This is a genomic window from Pseudoalteromonas sp. A25, assembly GCF_009176705.1.
Taxonomy (GTDB): domain Bacteria; phylum Pseudomonadota; class Gammaproteobacteria; order Enterobacterales; family Alteromonadaceae; genus Pseudoalteromonas.
The window spans coordinates 1696747-1713940 of record NZ_AP021846.1 but is presented as its reverse complement, the minus strand read 5'-3'; the positions used below and the strand labels follow the sequence as shown (position 1 = coordinate 1713940).

The window sequence follows — 17194 nt, the reverse complement described above, 5'->3', positions numbered from 1 at the left end:
ATGAAATAACCATCAAGTACACAATTTTTGACAACTATACGATTTATTTAAAAATGAAATTTGAGATTTATTTTACATCTAGGTTGAATTACTTAGAATCGACCTCATTGATTCTTGGTATTTAAATTTTAGGAATATCTCATGAGTGACGTTAAACACTGCAAACTGCTTATTTTAGGTTCAGGCCCTGCTGGCTATACGGCTGCAGTTTATGCCGCACGTGCAAATTTGAACCCAGTACTTATTACTGGTATGCAACAAGGTGGCCAATTAACCACCACTACAGAAGTTGAAAACTGGCCTGGAGACGCGCACGGTTTAACGGGTCCCGCTCTAATGGACCGCATGAAAGAGCATGCTGAGCGTTTTGAAACTGAAATTATCTTTGATCACATTAATAAAGTGGATGTGACAAAGCGTCCATTCACACTAACTGGCGATCAAGGCACCTACACTTGCGATGCACTTATCATAGCTACAGGCGCTTCAGCAAAATATCTTGGTCTAGAGTCAGAAACTGCATTCCAAGGTCGCGGTGTATCAGCATGTGCAACCTGTGATGGCTTTTTCTACCGCGGCCAAAAAGTAGCGGTTGTTGGTGGTGGTAATACTGCCGTTGAAGAAGCACTATATCTTTCAAATATTGCCGAAGAAGTTCACGTTATTCACCGTCGTGACTCTTTTAGAAGTGAGAAGATACTGTCTGATCGTTTAATGGAAAAGGCAAAAAATGGCAATGTGGTACTGCACTTAAATCGCACACTTGACGAAGTGTTGGGTGATGAGATGGGTGTAACAGGCATACGCATCAAAGAAACCGAATCCGATAACACAGAACAATTAGATTTAGCAGGTGTTTTCATCGCTATCGGTCACAAACCAAACACAGATATGTTTGCAGGTCAGCTAGAGATGAAAGATGGCTATTTGGTTGTGCAGTCTGGTTTAAATGGCAACGCAACACAGACCAGTGTTGAAGGTGTTTTTGCAGCAGGTGACGTATCTGATCACATCTATCGTCAAGCAATTACCTCTGCGGGTACAGGCTGCATGGCAGCACTAGATGCAGAGCGTTATCTAGATAACTTAAAATAAAACGTTATCAATAATGGGAGCTTCTTTTGCTCCCATTTTATTTACACTAAAATTGCGCTATGTTAATACCAATTGCATTAAATTGGTGATCAGATATTGCGACAGATAAATGGCTTAGTAACAAGGCAAATATTTCGCTATGTAGTTATTCTACATGAGAAATATTTAACGCAGTTAATGAGTTATTTAGCTCGCTAGAATGATCAATGTATTAATAAAATTGGTATAAATACCATATCTAGCCCAGATCCCCTCTTATGACTCAACAACTGTTTCACTTAAGTCTCAATGACAACCGATTCCCACCATGTCATTACGCCCTAAAAAACCCGGATGGTTTACTCGCTATTGGCGGCTGTTTAAGCGTAGAAAGACTAAAAAATGCGTATGCAAACGGTATATTCCCCTGGTTTAATGAACATGAACCAATCATGTGGTGGTCACCTAGTCAACGCGGGGTTATTGAACTTAACGATTTTCGAGTAAGCAGATCTCTTAAAAAAACACAGCGCAAACTTCGCCCTGTAGTTACAGTCAACATGGCATTTTCAAAAGTGATAAAGGCATGTCGAGAGCAAAGGATTGACCATGAAGGCACATGGATTAATACCGATATGCTACGAGCGTATCAAGAAGCTCATCAACAAGGTTTAGCGCATAGTTTAGAGGTCTGGCAAGATGGCGAGTTAATCGGTGGTCTGTACGGTATTATGCAATCGGGTGTCTTTTGTGGTGAGTCAATGTTCTTTCATAAGTCCAATGCGTCAAAGCTTGCGATGTGGGCATTGGTCAACTGGCTCAAGCGGCACAACGCATATTTTATTGACTGCCAGTTAGAGAACCCATATTTAACAAGTTTAGGTGCAAAAGTTATATCGCGTGATGATTTCTTGACTAGACTTAATACAGCGGCACAATTTAACGTGCCAGACACAATGTGGCTTGCTCAAACATTGGAAAACATTTATGACTGAACATTTCCCTTCTAAAATTGGTTTAAGTCAGCAGTTTAGTTGTAGCTATTTACCTCAGCAACAGGAGCAGTTGTTGGTTATTTTAGACCCCAGCTGTTATACACCGACACGATTTGAAGGATTATTAGAGTTAGGTTTCAGACGCAGTGGCGATCAAATATATCGTCCTCATTGCCCCAAATGTAGCGCCTGCCAGTCAATGAGAATTCCGGCCAAGCGCTTTGATGCCTCTACGTCGCAAAAGCGTAAATTCAAAAAAGCGTCGAATGAATTCACCTTTACTGTGAGCCATAAAGAACGCAATGAGTACTACCCTCTTTATGAGAAATACATTTCTCTGCGTCACAGCGATGGCAGCATGTATCCGCCAAATAGATTGCAATATGAAAGCTTTCTATTTTGCCAATGGTTGCCAATTACATTCTTGGAGCTTTGGCATGATAGCAAACTAATAGCCGTTGCGGTAACAGATACCATGCCTGGTTCCCTTTCTGCTATTTATACGTTCTTTGACCCCGAATATGAGCACTACAGCTTGGGCAATGTCATGATCATGGCACAAATAGAACATGCAAATAAATTAGATAAAGGCTTTGTATATTTGGGCTACCAAATTGATAGCTGCAAAAAGATGCGGTATAAATCGCAGTTTTTACCTTCTCAGAGGTTTGTTAACGATATTTGGATTGAGCAAACCAGTAAAATGTAAATGAACATTTTTAGCATTAATAGCCTTGTATTTTGGCTATTGATACCCTCGCAGTGCTAATTGGCCAATTAAATAACAAATTTTTGGCCCTTACCTTTACTTATCGTCTGCTTTTGGGCAAAATCTGCAGCGTTTAATTATTCAAAGAGGTGTTACGCTACACATGGCGAAAGAAGACGTAATTGAAATGCAAGGCACAGTCCTTGATACTTTACCAAATACAATGTTCCGCGTTGAGCTAGAAAATGGTCACGTGGTTGTTGCACATATTTCAGGTAAAATGCGCAAAAACTATATCCGTATTCTTACTGGTGACAAAGTAACGGTAGAAATGACTCCGTACGACTTAACCAAAGGACGCATTGTCTTCCGCGCTCGTTAATAGAACGGTGTAGAACCTACGAAAAGGTTGTGCTTTAAAGTCCAATGTCGTTCGTTGTACTTTAAAGCAGTGCTAAGGCTTAATTAATGCCTGCGCAAAACAAAAAGCCTAGCTAATGCTAGGCTTTTTGACGTTTACTAACTCAAAGATAAATTAGGCAGATACCAAACTAGATTCATATCTAAAATCTAATTCACCAGATTTAACACCCACTTTAACATTTCCGCCTTCGCTCAACTTACCAAATAATATTTCGTTCGCTAGCGGCTTTTTAAGTTTATCTTGGATCACTCGAGCCATAGGTCGAGCACCCATTGCTTTGTCATATCCGAGATCTGCAAGCCACTCTCGCGCAGCAGACGTTAGTTCTAAGCTCACAGACTTTTTGTCTAGCTGGGCTTGTAACTCAACAACGAATTTATCGACAACTTGCAAGATAACCTCTTTTTCCAGGTGATTAAACCAAATAATGTTGTCTAATCGATTCCTAAATTCAGGGGTAAAGACTTTGTTTATTTCAACCATTGCATCATGAGAATGGTCCTGCTCTTGGAAACCAATAGACTTACGTATGGTTTCTTGCACACCTGCATTAGTTGTCATTACAACAACAACATTTCTGAAATCGGCTTTGCGACCATTGTTATCGGTCAATGTGCCGTGATCCATAACTTGAAGCAGAATATTGTAAATATCAGGGTGGGCCTTTTCTATTTCATCCAAAAGCACAACTGCATGCGGATGCTTAATGACAGCATCTGTTAGCAATCCACCTTGCTCAAAGCCAACGTAACCAGGAGGTGCACCTATCAGCCGGCTGACCGCATGTCGTTCAGAATACTCCGACATATCAAAGCGGATAAACTCTACACCCATACACTTCGCAAGCTGCTTTGTTACCTCTGTTTTACCAACCCCAGTAGGACCCGCAAACAAGAAAGAGCCGATTGGTTTATCTTCGTTGGCAAGGCCAGAACGTGATAAGCGAATTGCAGAGGTCAACGCATCGATTGACTGATCTTGACCAAAAACTAACATTTTCAAATTACGGTCCAGATTTTTCAATGTTTCTTTATCACTGTTAGAAACACTTTGCTGAGGTATTCTCGCTATCTTTGAAACTATCATTTCGATATCAGATACCCCAATCGTTTTCTTGCGACGTGAAACAGGTTGCAATCTCTGATTAGCTCCAGCCTCATCTATTACATCAATCGCTTTATCTGGCAGGTGGCGCTCATTTATATACTTGGCGCTAAGCTCGGCTGCCGCACGTAATGCTTTTTGTGTATAACGAATACCATGATGCTCTTCATAACGCTCCTTGAGGCCATAAAGAATTTTTGTAGTATCGGCAACACTTGGCTCAACCACATCAATTTTTTGAAAACGACGCACCAAGGCACGGTCTTTTTCAAATATATTTTTAAACTCTGTGTATGTAGTTGAGCCCATACAGCGCAACTGACCGCTCGATAATAGCGGTTTAATTAAGTTAGATGCATCCATTACACCGCCAGAAGCAGCTCCGGCGCCAATAATTGTATGAATTTCATCTATAAATAATATTGCGTGTGGTTTTGCTTGAAGCTCTTTCAACAATGCTTTAAAGCGCTTCTCAAAGTCACCACGATATTTTGTTCCAGCCAACAATGCGCCCATGTCAAGAGAGTATACAACCGCATCCTCTATTACATCAGGTACTTGCTTATTGATAATTCGATAAGCTAACCCTTCAGCAATAGCTGTTTTACCGACCCCAGCTTCACCAACCAGCAGCGGATTGTTTTTCTTGCGTCGGCATAATACCTGAACAGTACGCTCAACTTCATCATCTCTGCCCACTAGCGGATCAACCTGGCCAGCCTGAGCGAGTGCGTTGAGATTTGTTGTAAAGTTTTCAAGTTTGGTCTTTTCTTCAGTTTGAACTTCACTGGTTTCATCATGCATATCTTCATGATCTTCGTGTTCAGATTCGTCATCAACTTTAGAGATACCGTGGGAAATAAAGTTAACGATATCAAGACGACTGATATCACTCTTTTTCAATAAATATACGGCTTGACTTTCTTGCTCAGAAAAAATTGCAACCAACACATTCACGCCAGTAACTTCGCTTCTGCCTGACGACTGCACATGAAAAACAGCTCTCTGTAACACGCGCTGAAACCCTAACGTTGGCTGAGTTTCTCTATCTTCCTCCAAATCTGGGATCACGGGAGTTGTCTCATCAATGAACTCTGATAACTCCCTTTTTAAATTTTCTATGTCCACCCCGCAGGCGCCTAACGCCTCTCCTGCTGATGGGTTGTCTATTAGCGCCAATAACAAATGCTCTACTGTCATGAATTCGTGGCGACGTGTACGCGCCTCACGAAAAGCGGCGTTTAAGGTAACTTCTAAGTCTTTATTTAGCATTGGCAACCCCCAAACGAGAATTAAAAAGGTTATTCTTGCTCACAACTACACAGCAACGGGTGCTCATGGTCGCGAGCGTAACGATTGACCTGCTCAGCCTTGGTGTGGGCAATATCTGCAGGATATATACCACATACAGCTTTTCCCTCATGATGCACTTTAAGCATCACTTCAGTTGCTCTTTCGCTATCCATATTAAAAAATGTCATCAAAACTTCAATTACAAATTCCATTGGCGTGTAATCGTCGTTGTTCAAAATGACTTTGTACTTACGTGGAGGGCTTAGCTTTTGCTTTGCGCTTTCACGTACCGTGTCTATCACACCTGAATCTTTCGTCCCACTCATAATAAATATAGTCTTGTCTTGGTAACTCAAGCAAACTTGAATTAGAAAATAAATAAATTGTTAAAAAATACGTTAAAAAACTTGACTGACTGCTCATATAAACTACAGTCGTTATAGATTGCTTAATCTATGGGCAGTCTAACAAATTATAAAGTTTAGATTAACTAAATTAGTCAACTTATAGAAGGATGTAGAAGTATGGCTTGCGGAAAAGTCAAATGGTTCAACAACGCCAAAGGGTTTGGTTTCATCGTAGAAGACGGCAGTGAGGAAGATATCTTCGCCCATTACTCAACGATTGTAATGGATGGATACAAAACGCTTAAAGCTGGTCAGGATGTAACATTCGAGCTACAAGAAGGACCGAAAGGTCTTCATGCAACTAACATCGCCCCTCGCGATGAAGAGATGGCATAATTGTAGTTTTGGCTAACGGAAGCGGGTTGCATTCGTTGCTCGCTTCATATTCCTTATAATTTTTCTTTCTCTCCCTTTAAAATTTCTAATTAGCCCTCATTAACAATGCTTGATACAATACGTCGTGTTGTCGTTAGGTAGGTTAGATATTTTTATTTACGCTAAAAGTAAAAATATCTAACAAACTTGCTATAACCTGTTGCCTTAGGCAACATAGCATTCCCTTTGCATTGTTGAATGGCTATTAAGGCCACAAAATCTAGGAATGATGATGACATCAAAAATTATTTACACAAAAACCGATGAAGCTCCGGCGTTAGCCACATATTCATTGCTACCGATCATTCAAGCATACACCAATGCCGCTGGCGTAGAAGTTGAAACTCGTGATATTTCTCTTGCAGGACGTATCATTGCCAATTTCCCAGAGTTTTTAACTGAAAAGCAACGTATTGGCGATGCACTAGCTGAATTAGGTGAATTAGCAAAAACACCTGAAGCTAACATCATCAAGCTACCAAACATCAGTGCGTCTATTCCGCAATTGCGTGCAACCATCAAAGAGTTGCAAGAAAAAGGCTATGCGTTGCCAGATTACCCTTCTGAGCCAAAAGACGACAAAGAAGCAGCGATTAAAGCAACTTATGACAAAATCAAAGGTAGTGCTGTAAACCCAGTACTTCGTGAAGGTAACTCTGACCGTCGTGCACCAGCTTCAGTTAAAGCATATGCACGTAAAAACCCACACTCCATGGGTGCTTGGTCAGCTGGTTCAAAATCTTATGTGGCCAGTATGAGCAAAGGTGATTTCTTCGGCTCAGAGCAATCTACAACTGTTGAAAGCGCAACTGACGTGCGTATTGAGCACGTAGCTAAAAATGGTGACGTAACCGTTTTAAAAGCAAGCACCCCATTACTTGCAGGTGAGATTATAGATGCATCTTGTATGAGTATATCTGCACTACAAGAGTTCTTAGCATCTGAAATTGCTTCAGCAAAGGACAAAGGCGTACTTTTCTCGCTACACATGAAAGCCACGATGATGAAAGTCTCAGACCCAATTATCTTTGGTCATGCGGTAAAAGTATTCTATAAAGAGGTATTCGCTAAGCATGCTGAGCTGTTTGCTGAGCTAGGCGTAGACGTTAACAATGGTTTAGGTGATGTTTACTCTAAGATTCAACAGCTTGATGATACTAAACGTCAAGAAGTTGAAGCTGACATCGCTGCAGTATACGAATCAAGCCCGGCTATTGCGATGGTTGATTCAGACCGTGGTATCACGAACCTTCATGTACCAAGCGACGTGATCATTGATGCATCAATGCCTGCAGCTATTCGTACAAGTGGTCAAATGTGGAATGCTGACGGTAAGCAACAAGACACTAGTTTTGTGATCCCAGACCGTTGTTACTCAGGTGTTTACCAAGCAACTATCGACTTCTGTAAAGAACATGGTGCTTTCGACCCTCGTACTATGGGTACAATTCCAAACGTTGGTCTAATGGCACAAAAAGCCGAAGAGTATGGTTCACACGACAAAACATTTGAGGCACCTACTGCTGGAACGATGCGTGTAGTTGATAACAATAATGGTGACGTATTGCTATCACATGACGTCGAACAAGGCGATATCTGGCGTATGTGTCAGGTTAAAGATGCGCCAATCAAAGATTGGGTTAAGTTAGCAGTCAATCGTGCGCGTGCAACTGGTGTTCCAGCCGTATTTTGGTTAAACGAAGCGCGTGCACACGATGCAGAACTTATCAAAAAAGTTAACGCTTATCTGCCAGAGCATGATACTGATGGACTTGAGATCCTTATCAAAGCGCCAGTAGAAGCAACATTGTACTCACTTGAGCGCATGAAAGACGGAAAAGACACTATTTCAGTAACAGGTAACGTACTACGTGACTACCTAACTGATTTGTTCCCGATTCTTGAGCTTGGTACAAGCGCAAAAATGCTGTCTATCGTACCTCTTATGAACGGTGGTGGCTTATTTGAAACTGGTGCGGGTGGTTCAGCGCCTAAGCACGTACAACAGTTTGAAAAAGAAAATCACTTACGCTGGGATTCATTAGGTGAGTTCCTTGCGCTTGCAGCTTCTCTTGAGCACCTAAGCCAAGCAACGGGCAATGCCAAAGCGCAAGTACTTGCTGATACGCTTGACCAAGCAACAGGTAAGTTCTTAGACGAGAACAAATCACCGTCACGTAAAGTAAATGAGCTAGATAACCGTGGTAGCCACTTCTATCTTTCTCTTTACTGGGCACAAGCCCTTGCAGCACAAACAACAGATACTCAGCTGCAATCTCAATTCACAGAAATTGCACGTGATTTAGAGGCTCAAGAGCAAACTATCGTTGACGAACTAAACGGTGCTCAAGGTACCGCAATGGATGTGGGTGGCTACTATCAGCCTAACGATGAGCTTGCATTTTCAGCTATGCGTCCAAGCAATACCTTCAATGAGATTTTGTCTAAACTAGTTTAAAACTAGCATTCAAAATCTAAAGTTTTAAAAAGCCTGCATATGCAGGCTTTTTTATTTTTGCTAAATAACTAAAATTGGTACCGATACGATAACTTTATATCCCTTCCTCTAGCCTGGTACTCACCAAACGGTCTACCCGACTTTTCACCGAAGGGGATTATAGATGCTGTGCTATACGTTTTATTGAGTAGATTATTTATATCTAACGTAACTTGAGCATTATTATCAATTTGATAGTTAACAGTTGCCGATAATACCTTATTTGAGTCGCCATCTATTAAAGTATCTACGCCACTTCGCCCACTAATAGAAAGAGATGCGTTCCAATACTCTGATGGGGAATACAACAACGAGGTCATTGCATACGTTTTTGGTACTAATTTGTGTGATGGAGAGGTTGTTTGCCCGGGCTCAATCCTTGTGTTATTCCTAAATAGGTGAGTTAAAAAACCTCTTATCTCAAGGTTTTTAAACACTCTCGCCTGCCACTCTACTTCTATTCCCTTGGTTTCATTATCTGCGATATTTCCCAAAAATACGTTATCACCTTCAGCACGAAAATCGATTAAGTCACTGATATCATTTTTATAAAAACTCGAGCTAAATGTAAAATCTTGATTTATGTATTGGTAAACAATTTCAAGGGCTCTTAATGTAGTTGGCTTGAGCTGATTATTACCAACAGTAAGCCCGCTTTCTTCGTCATATAAGTCGCCCAATGATGGTACTCGATAGGCCTCTCCATAGATCAATTTGAAGGTATGTTTATTATTGGGAGCAAAAATAACTGTAGCTCGTGGGTTGGTTTTGTCCTCCACGTCATTGTAGCCATCACGACGCAACCCAATTGTAGAGCGCCAATGCTCGCTCCAGTTAGATTCCAACTGCCCATAAAACATCTGGATTTTGCGCTTTTTATCTAGCACGATACGTTGGGTCGGATTTGTTAACTCAATCACCTCACCAAAAAAGTCAAGTTCGCCAAAAATATCGTAATTGCTTCGCAAATATCCACCAGGTACTTGAGAGTGAACAACTTCAGCGCCAAGAGATAATCGATGAGCGCCTACTATTTGGTAGCTGTAGTCTGCATTTGCGCGATAAGAGTCGTGCGTAAAGTTTTCACCAAATAAAAAATCACTTTGTTGAAATGGCCCTGTACCTCTAAGTTCTAGAGCTGAAAGAGATTTACGCTTTGCTTTTGAATACTCTACGCCGACTTTAAGGTTCCAAGTATTTTGTTTTTTGGTTTCATATTCTAAGCGTGACAACCAGTGTTGAGTGTCTATGTTATTAGTTCCATCCCGTAAACGGCGAAATAAATAATGATTGTTTCGAGTTGAATTTAAATAATGATTTCTAAAACTGATCCCTTTATACGACGCATAAAGCTCTAATTGCTTCACTTCATGTGCGTCATTCGTAAACTCTTGAATAGAAAATCGATCAAAGACATTACCAAGGCTATCACCATGATCCTCATACCAATGAACATCAACGCCAAGCTGTAGATCTTCAAATTGGTGCACAAGCCCGGCATTAAGCTCTTTTTTAGCAAATGAACCAAGCGAAAGTTCCAAGTAATTATCGACTTTAGTTACTATATTTATTACACCATGAAAAGCATTAGAACCGTACAATGTTGAACCCGGCCCCCTTATTACCTCTACTTTTTCTACATTATGCAAACTCACAAATCGGTCTATATAGTTTATTCCACCTGTGTAGTCTTCATTCAAGCGTTGCCCATTGAGGAGTACTAATAAGGTAATGGCATACTTTTGCGGATGGCCGCGAGCAATAAGGTAAGATTGGTTTCCTTCTACTGAGTTGTACATTGAATAAAAACCGGGTATGTATGTAAACAGCTCACTGAGCGTTTCAATACCAAGTAGCTTTATTTGTTGTTCAGAGAAGTAACTTACCGTTGAGGGCGCATATTTAAGTTGGATATCAGTTTTAGTCGCAACTGCAATAGGTATATCTTGTAACTCTTCGAGCGTTAAAGAAAATATATCCTCTTGCCCACGACAAACCAAAGCAGTAAACACGCCCAGTGTACTCACAAAATAAACCACAGCCGTTTTTATTCTCATAATATCCGTTTAGGTTTGTATAACATCACTACACTTAAGTTAGTAATATAAAACGTATTTGTCACGTTAAAACCGACCGACAAACCGGTATTTTTTGTATTTGACATAGCAATGTTACAATGACCCTTGATGTGATTATCTGGTGCAAAGATGAATAGAGTAAACTCAAAACAAAACCATCAAAACAAACCCAAAAAACCTAACAGGTTCGCAAAAAAACGCGTCGTTAAACAAGCAATTCCGGTTGAACAGGTTAAAATAGTAATTTTCAATAAACCCTTTGATGTTTTATGCCAGTTCACAGATGACCAAAACCGCAAGACATTAGCTGACTATATTAAAGAAAAAGGCGTATATGCTGCTGGTCGTCTTGATAGAGATAGTGAAGGATTGCTATTACTAACCAATTGCGGAAAACTGCAACATAAACTGACGGATCCGAATAAAAATACAGTTAAAACCTACTGGGCCCAAGTGGAAGGAATTCCATCTGAAGAGGCCATAGCAGCATTATGCAATGGCGTTGATTTAAAAGATGGTATGACCCGCCCTGCTAAAGTTGAAATCATACCCGAGCCAGATATCTGGCCTCGCACCCCCCCTATTCGCGAGCGTGCAAATATCCCAACAACATGGTTAAGCATCAGTATTAGTGAAGGAAAAAATCGTCAGGTTAGAAGAATGACGGCCCATGTTGGGCATCCAACCCTACGCTTGATCCGCGCCCAAATTGGCAAATATTCTTTGCATGGATTAAAAAATGGCGAATATAAAGTACTTGGTGCGTAATGAATGTCTTATCGGCTTTTAGCCAGGTGCTTTTGCGTGCTATAATCACGGCCTTTCCAAATCAGGTAAATTTACAGCAATCATTATGAGCGATAATAGTCACATCAAAGTCATCGTTGGCATGTCCGGCGGTGTAGATTCTTCAGTTTCTGCGTACTTATTGAAAGAGCAAGGCTATCAAGTAGAAGGCTTGTTCATGAAAAACTGGGAAGAAGACGACAATGATGAATATTGTGCTGCCGCTGAAGATTTAAAAGATGCGCAAGCAGTTTGTGACAAGTTGGGTATTGAACTTCATACAGTAAACTTTGCAGCTGAATATTGGGATAACGTTTTTGAATATTTCCTAGCGGAGTATAAGGCCGGTCGTACTCCCAACCCAGATATCATGTGCAACAAAGAAATAAAGTTCAAAGCATTCTTAGAATTTGCAGCACAAGCACTCGGTGCTGATTACATTGCCACTGGCCACTATGTCCGTCGTGAAGAGCGTGATGATAAGTTTGTTATGTGCCGAGGCCTTGATGACAACAAAGATCAAAGTTATTTTCTTTACACATTAAGCCATGAACATATTGCGCAAACTCTTTTCCCTGTTGGTGACATTGCCAAACCAGAAGTTCGCCGCATCGCAGAAGAACAAAACTTAGTTACTCACGACAAAAAAGACAGCACCGGTATCTGCTTTATTGGTGAGCGCAAGTTTAAAGACTTTTTGCAAAAGTTTTTACCCGCTCAGCCAGGCAAAATCGAAGACACGGATGGTAACGAAGTAGGCGAGCATGAAGGGTTAATGTATCACACACTTGGCCAACGCAAAGGTCTGTTAATTGGTGGCATGAAAGAAGGCAACGGTGAGCCTTGGTATGTGGTTGATAAAGATATCGCAAGAAATGTCTTAGTGGTAGGGCAAGGTAAAGATCACCCTCGCCTATTCAGCAATGGCTTAAATGCTAACCAGTTACATTGGGTAGACAGACAAGGTCCAAAAGGCACCACTCGTTGCACAGTTAAAACTCGTTATCGCCAAACCGACATACCATGTACCTTACTTGTTGGCGAAGATGGTATGGCACGGGTATTATTCGATGAGCCGCAAAAAGCGGTTACTCCAGGCCAATCAGCTGTTTTCTATGCAAACGAGGTGTGCTTAGGTGGTGGCATTATCGACTCGGTGATTAAATAATGTCTGCAAACTACGTAATGCCGTTAGCTGCAATGTGTCAGATAACAAAGCTGGTACAAAAAACAGCGAAATATGGTCAATTTAATGAGCGGGAAGTAGAAAGCTTTTTACATAGTATCGTCAACTTAAGTCCAGCTAAACCAGAAGATGTCTATTCAGACTCTTTTGCTCTGAAATCCGGTTACCGCATCCTGATTGCACAGCTTTCACCACAGGGTGATAAAGACGTCGAAATGGTTAAATATGTTGGTAGCCTGATGCAACTGGAGCGCGCCTTAATGAATAATAAACAAGCGCTTGATGAACTAGCTAGACGATTAAAAGACGTAGAGCGTCAGTTGCAGCACTTTGATGTCACTGACAGCACTATTGTAGCCGCTTTTGCAGACATATATAGCGAAGTTGTCAGCCCGCTAGGTCAAAAAATTCAAGTCTTCGGACAACCTGAGTTGCTGAAGCAAACCGCAACTCAGCAAAAAATTAGAGCGTTACTACTTGCAGGTATTCGTAGCGCGGTACTTTGGCGACAACTTGGCGGAAAACGCCGCCAGTTTTTCTTTGGGAAAAAGAAAATCATCGCTGAAGCCCAAAAAAGAGTTTAAAAATATCGTTCAAAACCAATTATTTTAGGAGTAATTATGGAGCTTTCGGCGTTAACCGCTATCTCTCCAGTGGATGGTCGCTATGGTAGCAAAACTACCGAGTTACGTGGCATCTTTAGTGAGTTTGGCTTGATCAAATATCGCGTAACTGTAGAAGTTCGTTGGCTACAAGCACTAGCTAAAGCACAAGGTATTGATGAAGTACCTGCATTTAGCGAACAAGCAAATGCTTTGCTAGACAGCATCGTAGATAACTTCAGTGAAGCAGATGCGGCTCGAGTAAAAGAAATTGAGCGCACCACAAACCACGACGTGAAAGCGGTTGAATACCTTTTAAAAGAAAAGGTTGCAGATAACGCTGAGCTAAACGCAATCAATGAATTTATTCACTTTGCGTGTACTTCCGAAGATATCAATAACCTGTCTCATGGTTTGATGTTAACAGAAGCAAGAGATAAGGTGCTTCTGCCTTATTGTGATAAGTTACTCGCCGCGCTTAAAGAAAAGGCGATTGAGTACCGTTCAGTTGCAATGATGACTCGTACTCATGGTCAGCCAGCTTCGCCATCAACTATGGGTAAAGAATTTGCCAACGTATACGTTCGGCTGCAACGTCAACGCGAGCAAATTGCTAATGTTGCAATTTTAGGAAAGATCAACGGCGCAGTTGGTAACTATAATGCACATTTAAGTGCTTACCCTGATTATGATTGGCATTCACATGCAGAACAGTTCGTAAGCAGCCTAGGCTTAACTTGGAACGCATTTACAACTCAGATTGAACCGCATGATTACATTGCCGAGTTGTTTGATGCTATCGCTCGATTCAACACTATCTTGCTTGATTTTGACCGAGATGTATGGGGCTATATCGCTCTAAATCACTTTAAGCAAAAAACCATTGCAGGTGAAATTGGCTCATCGACGATGCCACATAAAGTAAACCCAATAGACTTCGAAAACTCAGAAGGTAACTTGGGTATTGCTAATGCTATTTTTGCACATTTGGCGCAAAAGTTACCAGTTTCTCGCTGGCAGCGCGACCTAACTGACTCTACCGTTCTTCGCAACCTAGGTGTTGGCATGGGCTATGCGCTTATCGCATATCAAGCTACTTTAAAGGGTGTGAGCAAGCTTGAAGTTAATGCTGACAAGTTGCTTGAAGAACTTGACCAAAACTGGGAGCTACTCGCGGAACCAATCCAAACCGTGATGCGTAAATATGGTATTGAAAAGCCGTATGAAAAGTTAAAAGAACTAACCCGTGGTAAGCGTGTGAATCAGGCTATAATGGCTGACTTTATCGACGGTCTAGAGCTACCAGAAGAAGTAAAAGCACAAATGAAGCTAATGACACCTGCTAACTATATTGGCCGTGCTGAAGCTTTCATCGACGAGCTAGTATAACTTCTACCAGAATTAAGTTATAAAGCGAAAGAGTACTCTCTTTCGCTTTTTTTATGGAAAATTTATGTATCAGTTAACCATTAATGATTTAACCACGACGCAGTTTTTAAAACAGTATTGGCAAAAGCAGCCGCTACTCATTAAACGCGGATTCACTCACTTTGTTGACCCAATTGAGCCTGAAGAGTTAGCAGGGCTAGCCATGGAAGAAGCGATTGAGTCGCGCTTGATCACAAATCACAAAAACGACTGGCAAGCTTATCATGGACCTTTTGAAGAGTTCACTTTGTTAACCGATACAAATAGCACTCTACTCGTCCAAGCCGTTGACCACTGGCACCCAAGCTCAGCGATGTTAATAGAGCCATTTCGTTTTATTCCAAACTGGCGTATAGATGACTTAATGGTCAGCTATTCAACCCCAGGTGGTGGCGTAGGCCCCCATTTAGACCAATATGATGTGTTCATTATTCAAGGACAGGGTAAGCGCCATTGGCGAGTTGGCATGCCTAACCCCTCGTTAAAACAGTTTGCACAAAATAAAAGCTTGCTCCAAGTTGAACAATTTGACGCGATAATAGACGAAGTACTAGAGCCGGGCGATATACTTTACATTCCACCGGGTTGTCCTCACGAAGGTTACGCCGTCGAAAATGCACTTAATTATTCTGTTGGCTTTAGAGCTCCGGATCAAAAAGATTTGCTATCAAGTTTTGCTGATTACTTAATTGATAATGAATTAGGCAATAAGCGCTACAGCGACGCTGATTGTGACCAAATCAGCTCGGTAGGGTTAATCGGTGATACAGAGATTGACTCTGTGCAAACTTTAATGAAAGACCTACTTGAGAATAAAGAAGTATTCAAACATTGGTTTGGCACTATGATTAGCCAACCTAAACATGATATGGACCTAGCGCCATTAGATGAGCCTTTTAGTCATGACGCTTTATTTGATTACTTAGACCCTGCTGACACAGTTGTCAGAGCTGGAGGTGTTCGCAGTGTTTATCAGGTCACACCAGAGCACATAATACTGAGTATTAACGGGGAAACATATTGCCTACCTGCAACATCACTGACAGGTGTTAAGTTATTAACAGATAGAAGCTGCTTTACAGTATCACAAATTAAAAACGCGCTAAATTGCATGGAATTTATGAAAGTTTTTACTAAACTAATTAATGAGGGAACGTATTACTTACAAGAAGGCGATGAGTTGGAGTAGTAAGTGTTTGGTGCTCTAACTGAAACCGTTGCCAAGTAACTTTAGGTTTATTTTGTTAATAATGCAACATTTGCACCGTTGATAAAAATCGCACTGGAGCACTTAAAGACTTGGGAACCTGCGCAGATACGCTAAGTATTAAGTGGAGGAATCATGAGTTACCATGTTGACAAGGTCAGTTGGCTTCATAAAAAAGCACAATTAAAACAAATTCGTGAGCGTGTTTTTGTTTACGAATTACATATTCCCAAGGAGGTGGAGTTTGATGCGCTTGATGCTGAATCAGATCACGTTATTATCTGTGACGCTGATGATGAACCTGTGGGGACAGGAAGGCTGAGCCCTGATGGATTGATAAGCAGGATTGCGGTTGTCCAATCACACAGAAATAGAGATGCCTATGCGTCACTTTTAAACTACTTAGTCTATCTGGCGAACGATAAAGGATTAGATAATATATACGTCAATTGTATTTTGGATGAAGTACCCAATTTTGTGGAAAATGGTTTTTTAAAACAAGGTTGTGTATTTATGGAGGCAGGCATTCCAAGACAAAAGCTTAGATGCCCTATCTCCGCATTTAAAACTGAGCCATTTACGATGCTTCATTGACCCATAATTCGTCTTTTTCAGCTATTTCGTATAAGCCGTGGGCTCGGTTGACAAGCAAGTTAGCAAACTTTGCTTGGGTTTCATCTTGAACGCCTGCGGCTAAAATTTCGTCTGCGCGTAACTGCCAACGATATGAAAAATGCTTAATGGCTTCTCTCGCTGTAGCAGCGCCACTTATCTCCATATGATCTGTTGGTAAACGCCCAGTTACTACCCAATAAGATTTCCCTGATTGTGCCTTTATTTTCCAAACAGCACAAAGCGGTGCTAAAAAACGGCTTTCTTTGTCAAATACAGTGCTTGGTATGATCCCTTTTTCTGCAAGGTGCTTTTGGGCATTTTGAAAACACTCTTTTTGCCACTGTCTCTCAAGCTCTTCTCGTTGTTGCGGTGTCAATTGTTGTTGTTCGCTCATAATCTACTTCTTAATTAAGC

General features: G+C 41.1%; 16 protein-coding genes. 12 read left to right on the top strand and 4 right to left on the bottom strand.

Annotated features, from left to right (window positions below):
• The first annotated feature begins 141 nt into the window (after window positions 1-141).
• The 4 genes from trxB (at window position 142) to infA (ending at window position 3160) form a co-directional block, all read left to right on the top strand.
• Window positions 142-1095, top strand: coding sequence for a thioredoxin-disulfide reductase (trxB, locus tag GDK41_RS07315; protein WP_152085787.1), 954 nt, complete (start codon window positions 142-144; stop codon window positions 1093-1095).
• 257 nt (window positions 1096-1352) lie between these two features.
• Complete coding sequence (gene aat, locus GDK41_RS07310) at window positions 1353-2069, top strand: leucyl/phenylalanyl-tRNA--protein transferase (protein WP_152085786.1); 717 nt, start codon at window positions 1353-1355, stop codon at window positions 2067-2069.
• Window positions 2062-2778 (top strand): arginyltransferase, encoded by a 717-nt coding sequence (locus tag GDK41_RS07305; RefSeq protein ID WP_152085785.1) that lies wholly within the window; start codon window positions 2062-2064, stop codon window positions 2776-2778. Before aat ends, GDK41_RS07305 begins: the two co-directional genes overlap by 8 nt.
• A gap of 163 nt (window positions 2779-2941) precedes the next feature.
• Window positions 2942-3160 (top strand): translation initiation factor IF-1, encoded by a 219-nt coding sequence (gene infA / locus GDK41_RS07300; protein ID WP_058029687.1) that lies wholly within the window; start codon window positions 2942-2944, stop codon window positions 3158-3160.
• A gap of 153 nt (window positions 3161-3313) precedes the next feature.
• Here infA and clpA read toward each other — a convergent pair whose 3' ends face one another.
• Window positions 3314-5578 (bottom strand): ATP-dependent Clp protease ATP-binding subunit ClpA, encoded by a 2265-nt coding sequence (clpA, locus tag GDK41_RS07295; RefSeq protein WP_152085784.1) that lies wholly within the window; start codon window positions 5576-5578, stop codon window positions 3314-3316.
• A 29-nt stretch (window positions 5579-5607) separates the two neighbouring features.
• Window positions 5608-5925 (bottom strand): ATP-dependent Clp protease adapter ClpS, encoded by a 318-nt coding sequence (gene clpS, locus GDK41_RS07290; RefSeq protein WP_152085783.1) that lies wholly within the window; start codon window positions 5923-5925, stop codon window positions 5608-5610.
• A gap of 198 nt (window positions 5926-6123) precedes the next feature.
• On the opposite strand from clpS, the gene cspD reads away from it, so the two are divergent.
• Window positions 6124-6342: a cold shock domain-containing protein CspD gene (cspD, locus tag GDK41_RS07285; protein ID WP_152085782.1), complete on the top strand. Its 219-nt coding sequence runs from the start codon at window positions 6124-6126 to the stop codon at window positions 6340-6342.
• Between the two features lie 271 nt (window positions 6343-6613).
• Window positions 6614-8839: an NADP-dependent isocitrate dehydrogenase gene (locus GDK41_RS07280; protein WP_152085781.1), complete on the top strand. Its 2226-nt coding sequence runs from the start codon at window positions 6614-6616 to the stop codon at window positions 8837-8839.
• A gap of 68 nt (window positions 8840-8907) precedes the next feature.
• On the opposite strand, the gene GDK41_RS07275 is transcribed toward GDK41_RS07280, so the two are convergent.
• Window positions 8908-10935, bottom strand: coding sequence for a TonB-dependent receptor plug domain-containing protein (locus tag GDK41_RS07275; protein WP_152085780.1), 2028 nt, complete (start codon window positions 10933-10935; stop codon window positions 8908-8910).
• Window positions 10936-11085: 150 nt separating this feature from the next.
• Between GDK41_RS07275 and GDK41_RS07270 the strand changes: the two genes are divergently transcribed.
• The 6 genes from GDK41_RS07270 (at window position 11086) to GDK41_RS07245 (ending at window position 16759) form a co-directional block, all read left to right on the top strand.
• Window positions 11086-11724 (top strand): pseudouridine synthase, encoded by a 639-nt coding sequence (locus tag GDK41_RS07270; RefSeq protein WP_152085779.1) that lies wholly within the window; start codon window positions 11086-11088, stop codon window positions 11722-11724.
• An 85-nt stretch (window positions 11725-11809) separates the two neighbouring features.
• On the top strand, window positions 11810-12910 hold the full coding sequence (gene mnmA / locus GDK41_RS07265) for a tRNA 2-thiouridine(34) synthase MnmA (protein WP_152085778.1): 1101 nt from the start codon (window positions 11810-11812) through the stop codon (window positions 12908-12910).
• Window positions 12910-13512, top strand: a complete 603-nt coding sequence (gene hflD / locus GDK41_RS07260) for a high frequency lysogenization protein HflD (protein ID WP_152085777.1) — start codon at window positions 12910-12912, stop codon at window positions 13510-13512. Before mnmA ends, hflD begins: the two co-directional genes overlap by 1 nt.
• Window positions 13513-13548: 36 nt before the next feature.
• Window positions 13549-14919: an adenylosuccinate lyase gene (purB, locus tag GDK41_RS07255; protein WP_152085776.1), complete on the top strand. Its 1371-nt coding sequence runs from the start codon at window positions 13549-13551 to the stop codon at window positions 14917-14919.
• A 64-nt stretch (window positions 14920-14983) separates the two neighbouring features.
• Entirely contained in the window at window positions 14984-16147 is a 1164-nt protein-coding gene (locus GDK41_RS07250; protein WP_152085775.1) for a cupin domain-containing protein, read from the top strand.
• 153 nt (window positions 16148-16300) lie between these two features.
• Window positions 16301-16759, top strand: coding sequence for a GNAT family N-acetyltransferase (locus tag GDK41_RS07245; protein WP_152085774.1), 459 nt, complete (start codon window positions 16301-16303; stop codon window positions 16757-16759).
• Here GDK41_RS07245 and GDK41_RS07240 read toward each other — a convergent pair.
• Complete coding sequence (locus GDK41_RS07240) at window positions 16743-17174, bottom strand: DUF4826 family protein (protein WP_152085773.1); 432 nt, start codon at window positions 17172-17174, stop codon at window positions 16743-16745. The genes GDK41_RS07245 and GDK41_RS07240 overlap by 17 nt on opposite strands.
• Window positions 17175-17194: the final 20 nt, after the last annotated feature.